Raw genomic sequence first — 19,666 nt, 5'->3', positions numbered from 1 at the left:
GAACCGCTGTTATTTGCCGGGTGCCGGTGCTTTTGGGCTGCTCGCGCCCGGAGCCGCCGAGGGATGCAACGACCCCGCGCCCGTCAGGCAGGTCGTCAGCCTGTATCCGGCCAGGCGCCGCAGTTCGTCCCAGGCCACCACCCGCTCGTCCTCCGGATCGTTCGTCAACCGTGACCGGATGCCTTCGAGGATGCGGTCGATGGCCTCGTCCGGGTGGGTGTCGCCCAGATAGATGACGAACGCGTGTCCGAATCTGGCTTCGTAGGCCGCGTGGGCCGCGCTCAGGGCCATGTGGGCCGCCGAATACGTGCCTTCCGGCAGCTCGGGCAGGGACTCGCCCGCCAGGGCCTCGGCCAGATCGCCCGGGGTCAGGTCGTACGCCGCCTCGTCCGCCGCGGCCAGGAGGGAGTCCAGGTCGGGGTAGGGGCGGTGGTCGGCGACCCGGCGTGCCCAGCGCAGGCTGCGCAGGCAGTGGAGGAGGAGCGCGCGGGCCTCGTCGACGTGGGTGGCGTTGAAGGCGTCCAGCGGGTGGGGAAGAGAGGGGAGGCGGTGGGCGGGCAGCGTGGGTCCTCGAGTCACATGTGGTGTGGCGGGGAATGCTGTGAAAGGCGTGTCTTCACGTTATCGAGAGTGGTCACAGTGTGTCCGACGGATGCCCGAATTTCACTCGAACGGGAGAGTTTCGGAAGGTCTCGATGACGAACGACGCGGCAAGTGGTCGTACGTTGGCTGGGTGAGCCAGCACCGGCGCCGTCCTTCGGCGCAGCAGGTCAGACGTAAGCGGGCGGTAGTTGCCGCCGCGTTCGCGGGGACCGTCGCGCTCGGGGTGGGCGTCGGCGTGTGGGCCTCGGCGGACGGGGGCGGAGGCAAGCCGGAGATGGGGCCGTCCGAGGCCTCGTCGGAACGGGCGGGCGTCGGCGAGGCCGACACGGATGCGACCCCCAGCGCCAGTCCCACGCCCAGCCGGACCTACCCGCTGTCCCGGGCGCCGCGCACGATACCCGCGGTGCGCTCCCACACCCCGGCGCGCGGCCCCGGCTGGCAGCCCGGCAAGGGGCGGCGCGTGGTGGTGAGCGACGCCGAGCTGGCCGACGAGGGGCGGCTCATAGCCGGGGAGCTCGGGCTGGCGTACGCGGGCGAGAAGGACGACGTACGGACGGGGGACGTACGGCTCGCGCTCGGCGGGGGCGGGAACCAGGAGTCGTACACGATGACCGTGCGCGGCGGGCGGGTCGACATCAGCGGGCCCGGTGCCGCGGGGGTCTTCTACGGCACCCGCACCCTCAAGCAGGAGGTCCACGCCGGGGGTACGGCGCCGGAGGGGGTCGTGCGGGACGAGCCCGCCAAGCAGGTGCGCGGGTTCAACCTGGACATCGCACGCAAGCCGTACACCGAGTCCTGGATCGAGGACCGGATACGCGAGCTGGGGGACCTGAAGTTCAACCAGCTGGGGCTGCACTTCTCCGACGACCAGGCCTTCCGGATCGAGTCCAGCACCCACCCCGAGATCGTCTCCAAGGACCATCTGACCAAGGCGCAGGTCAAGCGGATCGTGGACCTGGCGAACAGCCGGCACATCACCGTCGTCCCGGAGATCGACTCGCCGGGACACCTGGGCGCGGTCCTCGCCGCCCACCCCGACCTGCAACTGCGCAACGCGAGCGGGGTCGCCACGCGCGGTGCGATCGACATCTCCAAGCCCGCCTCCGCGCAGCTCATCGACCAGCTCCTGAACGAGTACGCGGGCCTGTTCACCGGCAGCCAGTGGCATCTCGGCGGCGACGAGTACCAGGCGCTGACCGTGGCGAACCCGCAGGCCTCCTATCCGCAACTGGCCGCCGCCGCCCGGACGAAGTACGGCTCCGGCGGCACCGTCGCCGACCTCGCCACCGGCTGGCTCAACGACCGCGCCGACACCGTCCGCGCCCACGACAGGACGATGCGGGCCTGGAACGACGGCTTCTTCCGCAGCACCTCCGTGCAGCCCGCCAAGGACCTCCAGGTCGCCTACTGGACCGGCAAGGAGTACGGCGCCCGGCCGCCGGCGGAGTATCTGAGCGCGGGCCGGGAGCTCATCAACTACAACGACGAGTACCTCTACTACGTCCTCGGGCAGCCGCAGAGCTTCGTGTATCCGACGGGGCAGCGGATCTACCAGCAGTGGAACCCGCGGGTGGTGCGCGGCACGGCCGCCGTGCCGGCGCGCTACGACGGGCAGATCCTCGGCGGCTTCTTCGCCGTGTGGAGCGACCGGCCGTACGCCCAGACGCAGGACCAGGTCGCCGCGGGTATCCGCATGCCGCTGCGGGCCACCGTGCAGAAGCTGTGGGATCCGGATGCCCCACCGCTGACCTGGTCCGACTTCAGGAAGCTGGCGGCCCGTCTGGGTTGAGGTCCCACCCGGATTCGAGTGGACGTGCGAGTAGTGCGAACCGTATCTTCCGGTGTTCGTCACCGCGCGGACCCGGTTCAACGGATCCGGCTCTGGGGAGAGCCGCGCGCTTCCACGTCGTTTCGGGGGGACCCCTTCATGATCTGTGCCCGCTGCCGGCAGTTCGCCGCCGCTCCCGGGGGCACCCTGTGCGCCCAGTGCGCCGTGACCGCCCCGCCGGTGATGCCCGCCGCGCCTTTCGTGCCCGGCGCCGTCGTGCGCTCTCCGGTCGGGCTCGGCCGGGCCGCCGCCGTGCTGCTCGGCGTGGTCATCGCCGCCGACCTGTTCGCCGTCGTGGCCGACACGCTGGAGATGAACGTCGCCGGGGACATCGCCGACGGGGTCACCGGTGCCGATGTCCTCCACCGGGCCGACCACGCCGACGCGCTCTACAACGCCGCCGGCCTCGTCCAGGTCCTCGCCCTGCTGGCGACGATGACCGTGTACCTGTGCTGGTTCTGGCGGGTGCGGGTCAACGCCGAGGTGTTCAACCCCGGCGGGCACAGCAGGTCGCGGGGCTGGACGATCGGGGGCTGGTTCTGCCCGGTCGTGAACCTGTGGTTCCCGCGCCGGATCACCCTCGACATCTGGGACTCCAGCGCCGCCTGGGCCGAGCGCCCCGGCCATGGGCTGGTGAACTCCTGGTGGACGGTGTGGATCATCTGCGTGTTCGCCGGCCGGGCCGCCGACACGCAGTACCGGCACGCCGACGGTGCGGCCGAACTGCACGACGCCGCCCGCATGATGCTGTTCTCCGACGCGGTCGACATCGTGGCCGCCGTGCTCGCCATCCTGGTCGTTCTCAAGCTCACAAGGATGCAGCACGGCAAGGCCCTGGCGGGCCCCGTCCCGGTCCCGGTCCTTGGCTGACCTTGGCTGAAAACCCGTTACTGTGACACTCCCGCGCCGTCGCACGCAGTTAGGGGAAGTGCGGGCTCCGTATCGGTCGGTGCCCCGGCTAGGGAGGCTTTTCATGAGCCTGTTGGAACGGATCGCACAGGCCGACGAACGCGGGCTCGCCGCCGGCGGACTGGCTTGTTTGGATCGGTGCGTGCCCCTGCTCGGCGGCGACGACGAGGCGCTGCGCCCGCTGTGGACGCACCTCGCCGACGGCTCCGACTGGGCCGGAAGCCTGGAGAAGGCGCGCGCCGCGCTCGACCCGGGCAACGCGGGCGAGGAGACCGCAAAGGACGAGGCCGGGCTGCTCGCCCGCCGCATGCTGGAGGCCGCCCCGGCCGAGCGCACCGCCGACGTGCTGCGGACCTGGGCGGACGCCTGCTCCGTCGCCTCCCTGCGCATCCACCGGCTGCTCGACCCCGCCGTCGACGAAACCACCCCGGAGGACGACGTGGAGGCCGAGCGGGCCGGCGGCCCCGAGAGCGCGTCCCCGTTGGTCGCCGCCGAGCTGCGGCGCCAGATCCTCGTCCTGGAACTCCTCGCCGAACACGGCAAGCAGGGCCTGCGCCGCGCCCTGGACGTCTCGGTCGAGGGCCGCCGGGTGCTGAGGGCGGTGGTCTCCCGCCGGGCCCGCATCGGAGTCAAACCTGGTTGCTGAGGGGGTCCTGTGGCTGTCGTGCGGTGGAGCTGAGGCGGTCCTGCGCCGGTTGCCGAAACCAAGCGGAACCGAGTGACGAATGCCCTGCCCAGGCCGCTCTTTCCTATGTGACAGCCCAGTACGTGACAGCACAGCAGGAGACGACCAGGCCGAACGCCGCGACGAAGCCCGTGCGATGGGCGGCGGACGCGGTGGCCACCATGCGCGAGGGTGCGCGGGTGCGGCTCGACTACTCGGCACAGAGCCTGTGGCGGGTGGACCGGATGATCGAGGAGATACGGCGCGAGGATCCGCCGTACGCGGCGGTCGAGAACGTGCTGCGCGGCTTCGGTGCGTACGCCGGCGAGGTGATCGTCCGCCAGAGCGGCGCCGAGTGGTGGTCCACCGGCGGCGACCACTGGATCCGTACGCCCGACGGCCGGCTCTGGGACCCCATCGACGAGGCCCGGCGCTGCTACGAAGGCAACGGCTCGCTGCGCCTGCTGTGCCGGGACGCGACCGCCTCGGGGTGAACGGCCTTCGGTGGTCTGCCGGCGGTTAGTGTTCGGCGACATGCGTGAGCCGGGAGGGGTAGCAATGGCTGAGGAGCCGATCGACCTGATCCGTCTGGAGGGCGAGGGCAACAGCGTCGTTCTCCGGGTCATGGGGAAGGAGGCGCGGACTGGCCGTACTGGGACCGAGTCCGAGCCTGCAACCGATGTCCTGGTCGCCGAGTTCCTCGTCGACACGCCGTTCGTGCGCGGCAGTCTGGAGACCCGGCTCGTGCCCGAGGACCTGCGGCAGTGGCAGAAGGCCCTCGACATGCTCGACACGGGGCTGGATGTTGCGTGGCGCGAGCACACACGGTCCCCGTCGCTGTTCATCGAATTCGACAAGGACGATGACCGGTGCCGTGTCACGATCGAGGACCACTCGACGTCCCTGACGGCGGTGACGGTGACCGTCCCGCTGACCGATGCCTGGTTCGACGACGCATACCGCCGCCTGGACATGACCTGGGAGACCTGGCCCCTGGACGGAGCCTGAGGTGTGAAGGGGCTGTTCGTCCCGGTTCGTCTCGGCGCTCGCTGTTCCCCTGGTCGTTGATGTATAACCGGGCCTTCATCGAACCCCTGTCCGAGCCGAAGGGTCATGTCGTGTTGCCCGGAACCGGAAATTCCCTCTGCCCGAGTGGGCGTCGTGCCGTCGGCGTCGTGTTGGTCGTCGCCACCGCCGTGGTCGTGGGGGTGTCCGGGTGCTCCCCGCACGGCGGCAAGAGGAAGGCCGCTGGGCGGCACGGTTCGTCGAAGGCGGCGCAGGCCCATCCGGAGGCCGCCGGCACGTCGCATTCCACCACCGCGCCCGCCCCGGTGACGCCGAAGACCGCCGCGCAGTTCGTCGCCCGTGCCCGGCAGGCCGTGAGCGCCGAGAAGGGGTGGACCTTTGCGCTGCGGGGGAGTGAGTCCGCCGTCCTGCAGGGGCAGGCGCCCTCCTCCGCCACGTTCGCCGCGACCGTGCATCGCACCACCGGCCCCGCCGCGCTCCAGCAGAGCGGCACGATCACCACGAGCAAGGGGGAACGCAAGGCCGAGGTGGTGTACGTCGTCGGTGGGACCGGTTACGTGAAGGAGGGTGCCGCGAGGTGGAAGAAGGGGCCGTTGTCCCAGCCCGACATCGCCAATGATGTCGAGGATCCTGTGGCCGAGCTCGATGCCTTCGCGTCGTATGCCAAGAGTGCGACGGTCAGTCGTACGGGGGCGGGCGGCGGCGGGGTCGTACGGCTTCAAGTTGCCGCTTCCGGGTGGCAGTTGTCGGCTGCCCGTGATCGGCCCGCGCTCAAGCGAGCTGTGCGGGAAGTCGAGCCCACGCTGGCCCAGTTGCGCAAGGCGGGGGTGACCGCGACCGATGGTCGGATCACGCTGAAGAGTTACACGGAGACGTGGGAACTGGATGCCGGACATGGCTACCGGCCCGCAGCGCATCGCTACGCGTTCACCTTCCTCGTGCCCTACCAGGGCGGAGACATCACGGTCAGTCAGGAGGTACGGGCGGACAACCGTGGCGTGTTCCGTGGGCGCGTGGCCCTGCCTTCCGGTATGGGGTGATGTGTGCGACCCGCAACAAGGCTGGAAGGTTGCATGGGTGGCGTGGACACACGGCCGTCCGCCGGGGCGATGCGGGCATGTGCGGCGGCGTTCGTCGCACGTGCCACCGTCCGCAACCGGCTGCCGCTGGACTACTCCGAGCGCAGCCTGCGTGTGTCGACTTTCTGATCGACGGGTTACGCAGGGGCGGGGGTGACGAGGAACGGGCGCAGGGTGTGCTCTTCGGGCTCGGGGCGTACGTCGTGGGGGTACGCATGCCGGACGAGAGGGTGTGGAAGCCGCTGGGCAAGGTGCTCAATCGCTTCGAACTCGGTGGCCCGGAGGAGTCGTTGCAGATCTTCTGGCTGACGCTGCACGGGCGACGGGCACGGCGGGAGGTCGGCTGAGGGGACGGATTGCCCGGTTTGGTGCGTCGGTCGCCCTCGGCGCTCCCGCTGTTGTATAACCGGCCCTCGTTCTGGTCGGCCGCCGCACCTCTCGGCCGTGCCTTCTTGTCCTGCTTCCCATCGAAGGGGATCTTCGTGCTGACCGCTTTCCGCGCCCGTGTCCGTGTCCGTACGGGCTCCGTCGTCGCCCCCACCGTCGTCGGGCTCCTGCTGCTGGCGGCGGCCCAGCCCGCGTCCGCCGCCGCCCCCTACGTCCCCCAGCGCTTCCCCGTCCCCGCCTCCCCAGGCGACGCCACCCAGCTCATCACCGTGAAGGCGAGCGGGTCGTACGCCACCGTCACCGCCTGGGCCAAGCAGGCCCGGGGCTGGAAGGCGCAGTTCACCACGACGGCCGGGCGGGTCGGGGCCAACGGTGTCACCGACGGGGCCACACGGCAGCAGGGGACGTACACCACGCCCTCCGGGACCTACACCATCACCGAGGGCTTCGGCGTCTCGGCGGGTGGGACGAGCATGCCGTACCACGTCGTCAACAGCACCGACTGGTGGGTGGAGGACCCCCAGTCCAAGTACTACAACTCGATGCACAGTTCGGTCGGCGCCGACTTCCCGCTCACCGAGGCCGGTGACCGGGGCAGCGAGCACCTGATCAACCACCCCGTCCAGTACGCCAAGGCGCTCGTCATCAACTTCAACCGGTGGCCCGCCGTGCCCGGTCGCGGCGCCGGGATCTTCCTGCATGTCAACGGCAGCGGTGCGACGGCCGGTTGTGTGTCCGTGCCGCGCCCCGCCATGGACCGGATCATGGCCTGGATCCAGCCCGGCGCCCACCCGCGCATCGCCATCGGCTGACCCACACACATGACTTGCGTGCTGCGGCACCGGCGGCTGTGACACTTCTGTGAGCCGTGACGCTGATGTCCCTGGGGGACGGGGGACACGGAAAGTCGTGTCACACACTGCGGATTCGCTGCGGGCGCGGGCGGGGGCACGGGCTCGGCATGGACGAGGACGGTTCTTGAGTCACGGAGGGGAACCCCGCCGCCGGCAGGCGTACGACGGGGAGCTGGACGCGGCCGTCGCGCGGGCCCAGGACGGTGACGAGACCGCCTTCGCGGTGGCCTACCGGATCGTGCAGCCCGGTCTGCTGGGCTATCTGCGCGGCTTCGTCGGCGAGGACGCGGAGGACGTGGCCTCCGACGCCTGGCTGGAGATCGCCCGGGATCTGGGGCGGTTCAAGGGCGACGGTGCCGGCTTCCGCGGCTGGACCGCCACCATCGCCCGCCACCGGGCCCTGGACCATCTGCGCAAACAGCGGGTACGGCCCCGGACGGGCGCGCTCGAACAGGACGTACTGGAGCTGCCCGGACCGCACAGCACTCACGAGCAGGCCCTGGAGTCCCTCTCCACCGCCCGCGCTCTGGAGCTGGTCCGGGGGCTGCCGCGCGACCAGGCCGAGGCCGTGCTGCTCCGGGTGGTCGTCGGCCTCGACGGCCCCGCCGCCGCACGCGTCCTCGGCAAGCGCCCCGGCGCGGTCCGTACGGCGGCCCACCGGGGGCTGAAACGCCTCGCCCGGCAGCTCGGCGTCCAGCGCGCGGCGGACCAAGGTGTGGACCCAGGTGTGACGGATGAGGCTCCCCGGACGCTGGGTGAGTCGACATGACCGGCGACAGCCATGGGCGGGTGCCGGAATCCAGGACGGCCATGGGCCGTGATGCATCCAGGACGGCCGAGGGCCTCGATGAGTGCACAACGGCCGAGGGCGTGATGAATGCGGGCGGGCGGCTGAGGGCCGTATGAAGTCAGATGCGGTGGCCGGTTCGGCCGATTCGCCCGATTCGGGCGACCGGGCGGGCCGGACGACCACGGAAACAGGAACAGCAGCAGGTACGGGTACGGGAACGGGAGCTGGAACGGGCATGGGTGAACGGGAGAGCGGCGGTCGGCTGTCCGGCCTTCGCCGCGCGCACCCGCGTGGTGCCGTCTCCTCGCCGGGACCCGTCGACCCCGGGGCCGACGTGGACGCCCTGCTCGGGGAGCGCCTCGGCGCGACCCTGCGCGCGGACGGCGCCGACCCCGAGGGCGAACAGCGGGCCGTGGCCGCGTTCCGTGCCGCCCGCGACGCCGGCGCACACCGGGCGCGTACCCGGCGCCGGGACGACTGGCGGCCCCGTGAGCCGCACCGGCTCCGGCTCTCGCTGAAGGGCACGCTCTCGGTGGCGGTCGCGAGCCTCGCGCTGGGCGGTGTCGCCGTCGCGGCGATCGGTTCGGGCGAGTTCGGCGGGCACGGCGGCGACCCTGCGCGGAGTGCGGACCCGTCGGCGAGCGCGCCGGAGCGGACGGGCGCGGGCGCGTCCGGTGGGTCCGCCGGCCAGGGGGCCGGTGCCGCGGGGTCCGGCTCCGCCCGTCCGCACCATCCGGAGACCGCCAAGGACGCCCTGGCGCACTGCCGTGCCTACGAGCAGGTCGGGAGACGGGGCAGCGCCCTGGACGCCACGGCCTGGCGGCGGCTCGTCACCGCCGCGGGCGGCGAGGAGAAGGTCTCCGCCTACTGTGCCGGACAAGCCGAGGAACTGACGCGTGAGCAGGAGCGGAACCCCGACAAGAGTCGCAATGCCGGTAACACCAGTAATGCCGGTAATGCCGGTAGTGCCAGTAATGGCACCAATAGCAGTAACAGCAGCAGCAGTAGCAGCAGCGGTGACAAGGGCGACAGCGGCAAGTCCGGCAGCAGCGGCTCCGTGACCACCGGGCAGGGCAAAGGCAGGGATTGAGGCCGTGGGACAACGTCCTCTCGGCGCCGAGGCAACGGCCGGGGCCGCCACCCCCCACAGGAGAGGCCCCGGCCGTCGCGCGGCACGGGCCGCGCGGCGGCCCGTACTCTCTACAGCGCCGTGCGTGCCTTTTCTGTCACACCCCGTCGGCATCCGATTGCGTCACGAGTTAGTTGCATCTTCTACGGACATGGACGAGCAGCGGTTTAACGCCGTAACGTGCCTTTCGCGCCGACAGACCACGGGCGTAGAGGGAGTCAGGTGCTGGGGGACGACGCGGAGCTGACCGCCGCGGTGCGATCGGCGCAGGACGGGGACGAGACCGCGTTCCGTACTGTGTATCGCGCTGTGCACCCACGCCTGCTCGGCTACGTGCGCACGCTGGTCGGTGATCCGGACGCCGAGGACGTAGCGTCAGAGGCCTGGCTGCAGATAGCCCGCGACCTCGACCGGTTCGACGGCGACGCCGACCGCTTCCGCGGCTGGGCCGCCAGGATCGCCCGCAACCGCGCCCTGGACCACATACGCATGCGCGGGCGCCGCCCCGCGATAGGCGGCGACGAGACGGAACTGACCGGCCGGGCCGCCGAGTCCGACACCGCGGGCGAGGCCCTCGAAGCCCTCACCACCGACCGCACCCTCTCCCTCATCGCGCGGCTCCCGCAGGACCAGGCCGAGGCGGTCGTCCTGCGCGTGGTGGTGGGCCTCGACGCCAAGACCGCAGCCGAGACGCTCGGCAAGCGCGCGGGCGCCGTACGCACCGCCGCGCACCGCGGGCTGAAGCGGCTCGCGGAACTCCTCGGTGACGATCCGGAATCCGCGGGCGTGCTCGATGCTCTTCCGCCCCAGCGTGAACCCCGCCGAGGCGCGAAAACGTCTGTGACTGTGACGCATACGCGAGCACGGACGCAGAAGGACATGTGATGGCCGACGAGCACTACAAGTGGCTTAATCGTGAGAGGGCCGAACGGCTGCTGCGCGGTGAGTCGCTGGAGATAGCCGTCGACGCCGCCGCCCATGAGCAGGCCGAAGCGCTCTCCGAGGCGCTCGGCGCACTGTCCGCGCAGGTGGCCCCGGCCGCCGGTGAACTCCCCGGCGAGCAGGCCGCCCTGGCCGCGTTCCGCAAGGCCCGCGAGGCCACCGAGGCCGAGCGGACCGCCGCCGCCCTGGCCGACGGCACCCCCGGCCGGCGCTCCGCCGCGACCGCGCCCGGCCACGATGCGGGCCTGATCCGCATCGGCGCCCGGGCCCGTACCGGAATCCGCTCCGGGTGCCCGCGCTGGGCCCGTCCGGTGCGGCTGGCGCTCGCCGCGGCGGTGGCCGCGGGCACGCTCGGCGGGGTCGCCGTGGCCGCCGGGACCGGAGTGCTGCCCGGCCCGTTCGGCCAGGACCACCCGGGCCCCGCCGCCACGGTCTCCACCGCGCAGAGCCCCGACGGCCCGCTCACCTCGGCGTCCCCGCGGACGACTCCGGGCAGTGGCTCCGCCACCGCCTCGCCCGACGGCGGTACGAGCGGGGCGGACCGCGACGGCTCCGGCCGGACCGGCAAGACGGACAAGGGCACCGGCCGGGGCACCGGCAAGGGCGTCCCCGGTTCCGCCAACCCCTCCGGGGCCGCCGGCACCTGGTGGCACGCGGCCACCGCGGTCTGCCGTGACCTCCGGGACGGCAAGGGCCTGGACGCCCGCCGCCGGCGCACCCTGGAGGGCCTGGCGGGCGGCTCCACCCGCGTGAGCGCCTACTGCAAGGCCGTGCTGGCCGCGTCCGAGGCCGCCGCCCATGACAAGGACGGCGGCAAGGACGGCAAGGGCGGCGGCAAGGGCGGTGACGACGACAGCCACCCCGGCCGGGGCGGCAAGGACAAGGACCGGGACGGGGGCAAGGACCGGAGCCTGAGCGAGGTCTCACCCACCCCCAGGGGCACCTCCAGGGCCCTCGCTCCCACCCTCCTCATGCGGAAGGGCGGCACCTCGCCGAAGCCGTCCCCGAAGCCGACGCTTTCGCTCTGACCTGCGCTTTCTCAGTTCTGTGGAAATTTCTTCGCGCAAGGTGTGACGTTTCTGGAGCCCCCTACGCAGTAATGAGTGAGCCGACTGGTCATCGGCCGTCGCACTGAGCCGGGGTTCCCCCCGTACCCGAGGCTCGTGCACATGGCGCGGGCGGGACACGTTCCCCCGGTCCCGCCCGCGCCCCGCTCTCGCCGAAGGCTCTCACCGGCAGATGCTCACCAGTGGACGACGACCTTGTCGCCGACTTTCACCTGAGCGAACAGCTCCGCGATCGCCGTCTCGTCCCGGACGTTCACGCACCCGTGCGAGCCGCCCGCATAACCGCGCGCCGCGAAGTCGTAGGAGTAGTGCACCGCCTCGCCGCCGCTGAAGAACATCGCGTACGGCATCGGGGAGTGATAGAGCGTCGACACATGGTGCCGTGACTTCCAGTAGATGTGGAACACACCCTCGCGGGTCGGGGTGTACTGCGTGCCGAAGCGCACGGACACCGTCGACAGGGTCCGCCCGTCCACCATCCAGCGCAGCGTCCGGCTGGTCTTGCTGATGCACAGCACCCTGCCGGTCAGGCAGCGCGGATCGGGCGCGGCGGCCGGCTGGCCGCCCATCAGGTACAGCTCCCACTGCCCGGGCCGGTGTGTCATCGCGAGCAGCCGCTGCCAGGTGACCGTGTCCGTCTCTCCGGTCCGCGGCAGGCCGCGCTTGCCCTGGAAGCCCCTGACGGCCCGCTCGGTCAGGTCGTCGTACGTCCCCGTCGGCCCGTCGAACAGCCAGCCGATCTGCCGGAGCCGGGCCTGCAGCTCCCGCACCCGCGAGCCGCTGTCGCCGGGCGCCCACAGCACCTGGGGCGCGGGTGCGGCCGGCGACTCCTGGGCCGTACGGCCGGGACCGGCAGGGTGGTTCCCGGGGGTCTGGGCCCGCACCGGTGCCCGGGGCTTGCCGTCGGCGGTCATGGGCTGCACGGTGCAGCCGCAGAGGGCGGCGAGAGCGGCGGCCGAGGCGAGTACGACGGCGGGTCTGCCCGAGATCCTCATGCCCGGGATGTTTCCCCGCGTGAGCGCCGCCGAACTACGGGGCATGGTGAGGGGAGATACGAGGTACTGCGGAGGCACCCATGGCACGTGAGTCGGAGTCGGGACTGCCGATCGAGCCGGTCTACGGGCCGCAGGCCCTGGAGGGCTGGGACCCGGCCGGAAAACTGGGCGAACCGGGGGCGTATCCCTACACCCGGGGCGTGTATCCCACCATGTACACCGGCCGCCCCTGGACCATGCGCCAGTACGCCGGCTTCGGCACGGCCGCCGAGTCGAACGCCCGCTACCGGCAGCTGATCGCCCACGGCACCACGGGTCTGTCCGTCGCGTTCGACCTGCCCACCCAGATGGGCCACGACTCCGACGCGCCCCTCGCGCACGGCGAGGTCGGCAAGGTGGGCGTGGCGATCGACTCGGTCGAGGACATGCGGGTGCTGTTCGACGGCATCCCGCTGGACCAGGTCTCCACGTCGATGACGATCAACGCGCCGGCCGCGCTGCTGCTCCTCCTGTACCAGCTGGTGGCGGAGGAGCAGGGGGTGCCGGCGGACCGGCTGACGGGCACGATCCAGAACGACGTCCTGAAGGAGTACATCGCGCGCGGGACGTACATCTTCCCGCCGAAGCCCTCCCTCCGGCTGACCGCGGACATCTTCAAGTACTGCACGGCCGAGATCCCGAAATGGAACACGATCTCGATCTCCGGCTACCACATGGCGGAGGCGGGCGCGTCCCCCGCGCAGGAGATCGCCTTCACGCTCGCCGACGGCATCGAGTACGTCCGTACGGCGGTGGCAGCGGGCATGGACGTGGACGACTTCGCGCCCCGGCTGTCCTTCTTCTTCGTGGCCCGTACGACGCTGCTGGAGGAGATCGCCAAGTTCCGCGCGGCGCGCAGGATCTGGGCCCGGGTGATGCGGGAGGAGTTCGGCGCGCGCAACCCGAAGTCGCTGATGCTGCGCTTCCACACCCAGACCGCCGGGGTCCAGCTGACCGCCCAGCAGCCGGAGGTGAACCTGGTCCGGGTCGCCGTACAGGCCCTGGCGGCCGTGCTCGGCGGCACCCAGTCCCTGCACACCAACTCCTTCGACGAGGCGATCGCCCTGCCGACGGACAAGAGCGCGCGGCTCGCGCTGCGGACGCAGCAGGTGCTGGCGTACGAGACGGACGTGACGGCGACGGTGGACCCGTTCGCGGGCTCCTACGCCGTCGAGAGCCTCACGGACGAGGTGGAGCAGGCCGCGCTGGACCTGATGCGCCGGGTCGAGGACCTGGGCGGGGCGGTGGCGGCGATCGAGCAGGGCTTCCAGAAGACCGAGATCGAGCGGAACGCCTACCGCATCGCCCAGGAGACGGACTCCGGGGAGCGGGTGGTGGTCGGCGTGAACCGCTTCCAGCTCCACGAGGAGGAGCCGTACGAGCCGCTGCGGGTGGACCCGGCGATCGAGGCGCGGCAGGCGGAGCGGCTGCGGAAGCTGCGGGCCGCGCGGGATCAGGGGGCGGTGGACGCCGCCCTGGCCGCGCTCAAGAAGGCGGCGGAGGGCGAGGACAACGTCCTGTACCCGATGAAGGAGGCGCTGCGGGCGCGGGCGACCGTGGGGGAGGTGTGCAACGCGCTGCGCGCGGTGTGGGGCAGGTACGTGCCGAGCGATGCGTTCTGAGCCCGGCCCCTGAGGTTCCGGGATGTGAGCGACGGCGGCGGAGTGTCAGACCTGCGTGCGACACTCCTTCTCATGTTCGGCGTCATCGATCTCCCCACCTATCTCGCAGGGCTCGCCCTGATCGTCCTGCTGCCCGGGCCCAACTCGCTGTACGTGCTGTCCGTGGCCGCCCGCCGCGGAGTGCGGGCCGGGTACACCGCCGCCGCGGGCGTGTGGTGCGGGGACACCGTGCTGATGACGCTGTCCGCCGCGGGCGTCGCCTCGCTGCTGAAGGCCAACGCCGTGCTGTTCGGGATCGTGAAGTACGCCGGTGCCGGGTATCTGACCTGGCTGGCGGTCGGGATGCTGCGCGCCGCCTGGCAGCTGTGGCGGACCCGGCGGGAGCAGGCCGCCGACGAGGGCGGCCCGGCCGCCGTCGCCGCCGACGAGCGGCCCTTCCGGCGCGCCTTCGTCGTCAGCCTGTTCAACCCCAAGGCGATCCTGTTCTTCGTCGCCTTCTTCGTGCAGTTCGTGGACCCGGGTTACGCCTACCCGGCCCTGTCCTTCGTCGTGCTCGGCACCTTCGCCCAGCTGGCCAGCTGCCTCTACCTGAGCGCGCTGATATTCGGTGGCACCCGCCTCGCCGCCGCCTTCCGCCGCCGCAAGCGGCTGTCGGCCACGGCGACGACGGCGGCGGGTGCGCTGTTCCTCGGCTTCGCGGTGAAGCTGTCGCTGGCCGGCGCCTAGCCCTTTGGGAACGCGCCTGCCGGGATCAGAAGACTTCCATCCCGTACCAGGCCAGAGCCTCGTTGACCGGCTGGTAGTAGCTGAAGCAGGAGCCCGTGTTGAACCCGGACATCAGGCCCAGCGCGGCGTCGCCGGCGTAGAGCGGGCCGCCGCTGTCGCCGTGGTTGCGGCAGATGCTCGCTTCGTCCATGCCGGTGACCGTCATGCCGTCGCTGTAGTTGATGGTCTGGTTCTTGAGACCCAGCTCACCGCATCCGTACCCGCTGCGGTAACCGGAGACGCAGACGGTCTCGTAGACCTTGCTGTCGCGCGAGTAGGTGATGTCCTGGGACACGCCGTTCGCGGCCTCGACGTTGCCGTAGTACGTCACGTCCGCGTTGTAGGCCCGGACGAGGCCGAAGTCGTTCCCGTCGGCGACGTTGTGCCCGGTGGTGTACCCGATGTAGGTGCCGTCGGACTTCCGCCAGTCGGTCCCTGACGTGTTGGTGCAGTGGCCCGCGGTGAGGAACGCCTTGTAGTTCGCGTCCGTCTTCTTGCGCACGGTGAAGCCGTACGAGCACGAGACCACGCCGTTCTCGATGTAGTCCCCGCCGTTGATGGCCCCTGCCGCCCGCTCGGTCTTGCCCGCTATGCGTATGACGCGAGCGGCGTTGCCGTAGGGCGCGACGAACTTCTTCAGCGCCGCGAAGTCACGGGCCCTGACCGTGCTGTCCGCGCGGACCACCACCTGGTTGGCGGGGATGTCCACGCCCCACATCGTCCCGGGAGTCCTGAAGGCGGCGTCGAGCTTGGTCTTGATGCCGTCCAGACGGGCGGTGCCGTAGGCCACCCGCCGCGGGATGGCGCCGGCGTCCTTCACCGCCTGCGCGGTCCTGTCGTCGGTGACGGTGACGACGAACCGGCGTCTGCTGCGGTCGAGATAGACACCGGCGGTGTGGTTTCTGCCCAGACGGTCGGCGAGCCGCTGGCTCGCAGCGCCGCTCGGGCCCCCGGCCACGGGGACGTCATGCGTCGGACGAGCGGCGGGCTCGGCCTGGGCGCTCGCGTGCGGCGCCGCCGTCAGGGCACTGCCGAGCAGCGAGACGACGAGCAGGGTCTTGCCGGTGAACGTGAGTTTCCGGGACACGGATGTCGCACCTTCCATTGGATCGTTCGAGCCGAAACAGGAGGCAGTTCGGTCGGTCAGCCGGTGGTGCCGGACCAGTGGTAGTAGGAGGAGGACACCTGGTTGATGTTGGTGGAGTAGACCGCGTCCTTGACGTCGCTGGTCCGGAGGTAGAAGTCGTCGACCAGACCGAGCTCGTTGAAGAGCACCTTCGAAGAGCCGTCGTAGTACCACCACTGGCCGGCGGCGCCGGTGCCGCAGTCGCTCATCCAGACCGCGTTGGTCTGCGTCTTGTCGTCGGTCATCAGGCACTTGCCGGTCTCGGCGTTCTTGAGCTGGTGGTAGCCGTTGTGACCGGTGCCGACCCAGTCCCATTTCTGACGGTTCGAGCCCTGGCAGGTCGTGGCGTAGGCCGAGCCGGCGTCGCCGGCCGTCAGGCAGGTGCCGAACCGCTCGTTCTGGAAGGTCCAGTAGGTCGCCGCCTGGGCGGAAGCCGGGAACACGAGGCCGGCGCCGACAGCGAGGGTGCCAAGGGCACTGACAGCGGCAAGACGGAGTTTCTTCACTGCAACCTCTTCCTCGAAAGCTGACGGTGGAGCGCTTACTCGCGAACAGCTTGCCGGGAAGGGGCAGTTGGGGCCTTGGCGATCAGAGCACACTCATGTGGCAATCCGTCGACCGAGGGCGTGGGAGTGGTGGCGGAAGGCGGTGGGCGCGACGCCGTACGCGGTGCGGAAGGCCCGGGCGAAGTCGGTGGCGCGCGAGAAGCCCCAGCGGGCGGCGATGGCATGGACGGGCGTGGTGCCCTGCGCCGGGTCGGCCAGGTCGAAGCGGGCACGTTCGAGGCGCTGCCGGCGGATGTAGGCGGCGACGGTCTCGCTCTGGTCCTGGAACAGCCGGTGGAGATAGCTCAGGGAGATGCCGTGCGCGGCGGCGATGCGCTGAGGGGTCAACTCCGGGTCCGACAGGTGGCGTTGGATGAACCGCACGATGTGCCAGGTCAGGGTGGGGTGCGGCTGTCGCGCAGGCAGGCGGCGGCCGGGTTCCAGGGCGGAGGCGAACAGCGCGGCGACCAGGTCGCCGAGGACGGCGGCCAGACGTGGTCCGTCGGCGGGCTTGTGGTCGCCGGTGTCCTCCGTCAGCTGCTCTAGGAATTGGGCGAGCAGGGCGCCCATGCCGTCGCGGCTCCCGATGCGGCGGCCCAGCGTCAGGTCGGCCTGGTCCCGGCGCAGGGGCAGCAGGGCCTCGGGGATGACGATGCCGACGGCCCTGATCAGACCGGACCGCAGCTCGTAGGGCCGGGAGCAGTCGAGAAAGAAGAAGTCGCCGGCACCGAGGGCCGTCTCCCCGTGCTCCTGGCTGACCACCGCCCCACCCGAGAGGAGAAGCGCCAGATGGTAGTGCCTGGCGGCGAAGTCCGCGGCAGGTTCAAGGGCCTGTTCGAGGCATTGTGCCCGCAAGGACGCCGCCCACACCGACATCGCCCCGACCTCGGTGAGTTGCAGCCGCCCCGAGAGACCCGTCAAACGGCAGCCGGACATGCCTGTGAACGCTTCCACGAACTCCCCCGTCGAGCCCCGTGCTTCGCGTGTCGCCAACGCAAAGAAGGTAAAAGGGGAGTTGAGTCCTTCCGGTGAACGGCAGGTGTTCTATTTGCGTCGCGCTAGCGACGGGGGCATGCCGTAAGCGGAGCGGAAGGCCCGCGTGAACGAGGCGTGGTCCCTGAACCCCCAGCTGGCCGCTATGCGGTGGACCGGTATGTCCCGCAGTCGCAGGTCGGCGGGATCGTGGCGGGCGCGTTCCAGTCGCTGACTGCGGATCAGTTCCATGACCGTGGTGTCGTGGGCCCGGAAGAGCCGGTGCAGATAACTGACGGAGATGTGGTGGGCGGCGGCGATGCTCTGCGGGGAGAGGTCCGGATCGGGCAGGTGCTCGTGGATGAACGACTCGATGCGCAGGAGCAGAGCACGCCGGCGCGAGTCGTCCTCCGGCTCGGTGGAGTCGTCGAGGTGATGGGCCAGTACGGCGGCCATCAGGTCCAGGGCCATCGTCCTCAGCGCCACGACGCCTGCGGCCCGGGAGGACGGGCCTGTGGTCACGTCGGCCAGGAACCGGGTGAGCAGTGCCCCCACCCCCACTCGCCCGGGCAGTCGTGTGCCGAGCAGCCGGTGGGTCTGTCCGGCCGGGAACGGGAGCAGTGCGCGGTGCGCGTGCGCGTACACCAGCGTCGTCAGTCCCTCACCGGTGATCCGCACGTCGTACGGCTCTGAACTGTCGCAGAGTGCGAAGTCCTGCCCGCTCAGCGTCGCCTCGCGGCCCGCCTGGAACACCGTCAGACCGCCTCGCACGGGGAACACCACCGAGTACACCTCGGGGTCGGACCGGTGGATCAGCGCGGCGGTGCGCCGTATGAGGGACGGCGAGCAGGTCAGCTCCATGACGGTCACCGGTCCGAGGTCCAGCGCCCGTGCCGTGGCCCGGAAGTGTTCGGGATCCGTGCTGGTCACCCGCATCGGATACCCGCTGCCGAGCAGGAAACTGTCGAAGCGGTCCAGGCGCAGGTCCGGAGGCAGGTCCTCGCTGCGAAACACCGTGTTGATCACGGTCCTGTGCGCGCCTGCGGTTCAAAACCCAAGGTGCGGTGAACGGTCGGCCGGTTTCCGTGCCGTCAGCGCTCGCCTCAGGCGCGAACCGAGAGGTTTCTCGACGAACCGGCACATGAGCCACGCCAGGAGCAGCATGGTGGCCACGGCGCCCAGGAACGTGGCGTACGACGGGATGTGCAGGGTGCGGTGATAGGCCTTTATGACGACCCAGCCCAGGTGCTCGTGGATCAGGTAGAAGGGGTACGTGAGCGCGCCCGCGACCGACAGCCAGCGCCAGTTGGCCCAGTTCAGCCAGCCCAGTGCGATGGCCGCCACCGCCAGGTAGCCGAGTGTGACGATCAGGATGATGACGAACGAGGAGCGGTAGGAGAAGAAGGCCGGGTTCGGCTTGTGCCACAGGTCGGCCACCGCGTAGTGCTGGCCGATCAGCCAGCTGACGCCGACGATGCCCCAGGCGTACGCGTCGTGCCGGTCGCGGTGGATCAGGTAGAGGCCGATGCCGCCGATGAAGTACGACGCGTACTGCGGCATCAGGACGAGGTTCAGCAGCGGCTCGTTCGCGGCCTGCGCAATGGCCGCCGCAAGGGTCCAGCCGGCGCAGAACAGGATGATCCGCTGCCGGTTGGCGCCCGGCAGCACGATGCACACGGCGAACAGCGCGTAGAAGCGGACCTCCACCCACAGTGTCCAGCACACGCCCAGCACCCGGTCGGCACCGAGCGGCATCTGGAGCATCGTCAGATTCACCAGGGCGTCGCTCGGCGACACCGCCTTGAAGGCGACGACGGGCAGTGCGAACACCGCCGCCACGAGGATCACGGCCACCCAGTAGGCGGGCAGCAGGCGTGAGGCGCGGGAGGCGAAGAAGGAGCGCAGGGTCCGGCCCCAGCCGCTCATGCAGATCACGAACCCGCTGATCACGAAGAAGACCTCGACACCGAGGCAGCCGTATGCGAAGAACTCGTGGAGCTTCGGGAACTGCTGCCTGGGCGAGCTTCCCCAGGCGGTCGAGATCTCGCCGTCGCGACCACCGTAGTGGTACGCCGCCACCATCAGCGCGGCGATGAGTCGCAGCCCGTCCAGGGCGCGCAGCCGGGTCTCCCGGGGCTTGGCCCGCTCCGGCCGCAGTTCCGCCGTGGCCGGAGAGAGGACGGCGTGGTCCACCGTGTCTGTGGCAGTCCCGCGCGCCGCCTCGGGAAGGTTGCTCACGGGTGATCCCTACCCTCGACGTTCTGTTTCCAGGAATTCCTCAGCACATTAGTCCGATTGTCGGGAGGGATGCCGTGGTCGGATCA

22 protein-coding genes are annotated in these 19,666 nt (G+C 70.8%); 15 read left to right on the top strand and 7 right to left on the bottom strand.

The window, feature by feature from the left end; all coding sequences use genetic code 11:
- Positions 1–9: 9 nt before the first annotated feature.
- Positions 10–579 (bottom strand): 2-oxo-4-hydroxy-4-carboxy-5-ureidoimidazoline decarboxylase, encoded by a 570-nt coding sequence (locus ACWD3E_RS23700; protein WP_451389548.1) that lies wholly within the window; start codon positions 577–579, stop codon positions 10–12.
- A 154-nt stretch (positions 580–733) separates the two neighbouring features.
- Here ACWD3E_RS23700 and ACWD3E_RS23695 point away from each other — a divergent pair, with 154 nt between their 5' ends.
- The 13 genes from ACWD3E_RS23695 to ACWD3E_RS23635 all read left to right on the top strand — a co-directional run bounded on the left by ACWD3E_RS23695 (position 734) and on the right by ACWD3E_RS23635 (position 11,239).
- Positions 734–2,392 (top strand): beta-N-acetylhexosaminidase, encoded by a 1,659-nt coding sequence (locus tag ACWD3E_RS23695; RefSeq protein WP_451389547.1) that lies wholly within the window; start codon positions 734–736, stop codon positions 2,390–2,392.
- 138 nt (positions 2,393–2,530) lie between these two features.
- Positions 2,531–3,301, top strand: coding sequence for a DUF4328 domain-containing protein (locus ACWD3E_RS23690; protein ID WP_451389546.1), 771 nt, complete (start codon positions 2,531–2,533; stop codon positions 3,299–3,301).
- A gap of 103 nt (positions 3,302–3,404) precedes the next feature.
- Positions 3,405–3,986 carry a hypothetical protein gene (locus tag ACWD3E_RS23685; protein ID WP_451389545.1) on the top strand — a complete coding sequence of 194 codons (582 nt, stop codon included), beginning with the start codon at positions 3,405–3,407 and terminating at the stop codon, positions 3,984–3,986.
- A 122-nt stretch (positions 3,987–4,108) separates the two neighbouring features.
- A complete protein-coding gene (locus tag ACWD3E_RS23680) occupies positions 4,109–4,498 on the top strand; it encodes a hypothetical protein (RefSeq protein ID WP_451389544.1) in 390 nt (129 codons plus the stop codon).
- Between the two features lie 64 nt (positions 4,499–4,562).
- A complete protein-coding gene (locus ACWD3E_RS23675; protein WP_451389543.1) occupies positions 4,563–5,012 on the top strand; it encodes a DUF5959 family protein in 450 nt (149 codons plus the stop codon).
- A 167-nt stretch (positions 5,013–5,179) separates the two neighbouring features.
- A complete protein-coding gene (locus ACWD3E_RS23670) occupies positions 5,180–6,070 on the top strand; it encodes a hypothetical protein (RefSeq protein ID WP_451389542.1) in 891 nt (296 codons plus the stop codon).
- 42 nt (positions 6,071–6,112) lie between these two features.
- Complete coding sequence (locus tag ACWD3E_RS23665; RefSeq protein ID WP_451389541.1) at positions 6,113–6,238, top strand: hypothetical protein; 126 nt, start codon at positions 6,113–6,115, stop codon at positions 6,236–6,238.
- Between the two features lie 47 nt (positions 6,239–6,285).
- Positions 6,286–6,456, top strand: coding sequence for a hypothetical protein (locus ACWD3E_RS23660; protein WP_451389540.1), 171 nt, complete (start codon positions 6,286–6,288; stop codon positions 6,454–6,456).
- A gap of 135 nt (positions 6,457–6,591) precedes the next feature.
- Positions 6,592–7,308, top strand: a complete 717-nt coding sequence (locus tag ACWD3E_RS23655) for a L,D-transpeptidase family protein (RefSeq protein ID WP_451389539.1) — start codon at positions 6,592–6,594, stop codon at positions 7,306–7,308.
- 166 nt (positions 7,309–7,474) lie between these two features.
- A complete protein-coding gene (locus tag ACWD3E_RS23650; RefSeq protein WP_451389538.1) occupies positions 7,475–8,119 on the top strand; it encodes an RNA polymerase sigma factor in 645 nt (214 codons plus the stop codon).
- Between the two features lie 256 nt (positions 8,120–8,375).
- Positions 8,376–9,230, top strand: a complete 855-nt coding sequence (locus ACWD3E_RS23645; RefSeq protein WP_451389537.1) for a hypothetical protein — start codon at positions 8,376–8,378, stop codon at positions 9,228–9,230.
- Positions 9,231–9,491: 261 nt separating this feature from the next.
- Entirely contained in the window at positions 9,492–10,154 is a 663-nt protein-coding gene (locus ACWD3E_RS23640; protein WP_451389536.1) for an RNA polymerase sigma factor, read from the top strand.
- A complete protein-coding gene (locus tag ACWD3E_RS23635; RefSeq protein ID WP_451389535.1) occupies positions 10,154–11,239 on the top strand; it encodes a hypothetical protein in 1,086 nt (361 codons plus the stop codon). Before ACWD3E_RS23640 ends, ACWD3E_RS23635 begins: the two co-directional genes overlap by 1 nt.
- Positions 11,240–11,454: 215 nt before the next feature.
- On the opposite strand, the gene ACWD3E_RS23630 is transcribed toward ACWD3E_RS23635, so the two are convergent.
- Positions 11,455–12,273 (bottom strand): L,D-transpeptidase family protein, encoded by an 819-nt coding sequence (locus ACWD3E_RS23630; protein WP_451389534.1) that lies wholly within the window; start codon positions 12,271–12,273, stop codon positions 11,455–11,457.
- 80 nt (positions 12,274–12,353) lie between these two features.
- Between ACWD3E_RS23630 and ACWD3E_RS23625 the strand changes: the two genes are divergently transcribed.
- The gene (locus tag ACWD3E_RS23625; protein WP_451389533.1) at positions 12,354–13,934 is read left to right on the top strand and encodes an acyl-CoA mutase large subunit family protein; all 1,581 of its coding nucleotides are present in this window, start codon (positions 12,354–12,356) and stop codon (positions 13,932–13,934) included.
- Between the two features lie 72 nt (positions 13,935–14,006).
- On the top strand, positions 14,007–14,660 hold the full coding sequence (gene leuE, locus ACWD3E_RS23620; protein ID WP_451389532.1) for a leucine efflux protein LeuE: 654 nt from the start codon (positions 14,007–14,009) through the stop codon (positions 14,658–14,660).
- Positions 14,661–14,685: 25 nt separating this feature from the next.
- Here the strand turns inward: leuE and ACWD3E_RS23615 are convergent, their stop codons facing one another.
- The 5 genes from ACWD3E_RS23615 to ACWD3E_RS23595 form a co-directional block, all read right to left on the bottom strand.
- Positions 14,686–15,786 (bottom strand): S1 family peptidase, encoded by a 1,101-nt coding sequence (locus tag ACWD3E_RS23615; RefSeq protein ID WP_451389531.1) that lies wholly within the window; start codon positions 15,784–15,786, stop codon positions 14,686–14,688.
- Between the two features lie 56 nt (positions 15,787–15,842).
- On the bottom strand, positions 15,843–16,331 hold the full coding sequence (locus ACWD3E_RS23610) for an RICIN domain-containing protein (RefSeq protein ID WP_451389530.1): 489 nt from the start codon (positions 16,329–16,331) through the stop codon (positions 15,843–15,845).
- A gap of 93 nt (positions 16,332–16,424) precedes the next feature.
- A complete protein-coding gene (locus ACWD3E_RS23605) occupies positions 16,425–17,363 on the bottom strand; it encodes a helix-turn-helix domain-containing protein (RefSeq protein ID WP_451389529.1) in 939 nt (312 codons plus the stop codon).
- 51 nt (positions 17,364–17,414) lie between these two features.
- On the bottom strand, positions 17,415–18,368 hold the full coding sequence (locus tag ACWD3E_RS23600; RefSeq protein ID WP_451389528.1) for an AraC-like ligand-binding domain-containing protein: 954 nt from the start codon (positions 18,366–18,368) through the stop codon (positions 17,415–17,417).
- Between the two features lie 21 nt (positions 18,369–18,389).
- On the bottom strand, positions 18,390–19,580 hold the full coding sequence (locus ACWD3E_RS23595) for an acyltransferase family protein (protein WP_451389527.1): 1,191 nt from the start codon (positions 19,578–19,580) through the stop codon (positions 18,390–18,392).
- Positions 19,581–19,666 lie beyond the last annotated feature (86 nt).

The organism is Streptomyces sp. NPDC002676, assembly GCF_053592455.1.
Note: the sequence above shows the minus strand (reverse complement) of the source record. Positions and strands in the feature narration are given on the sequence as shown.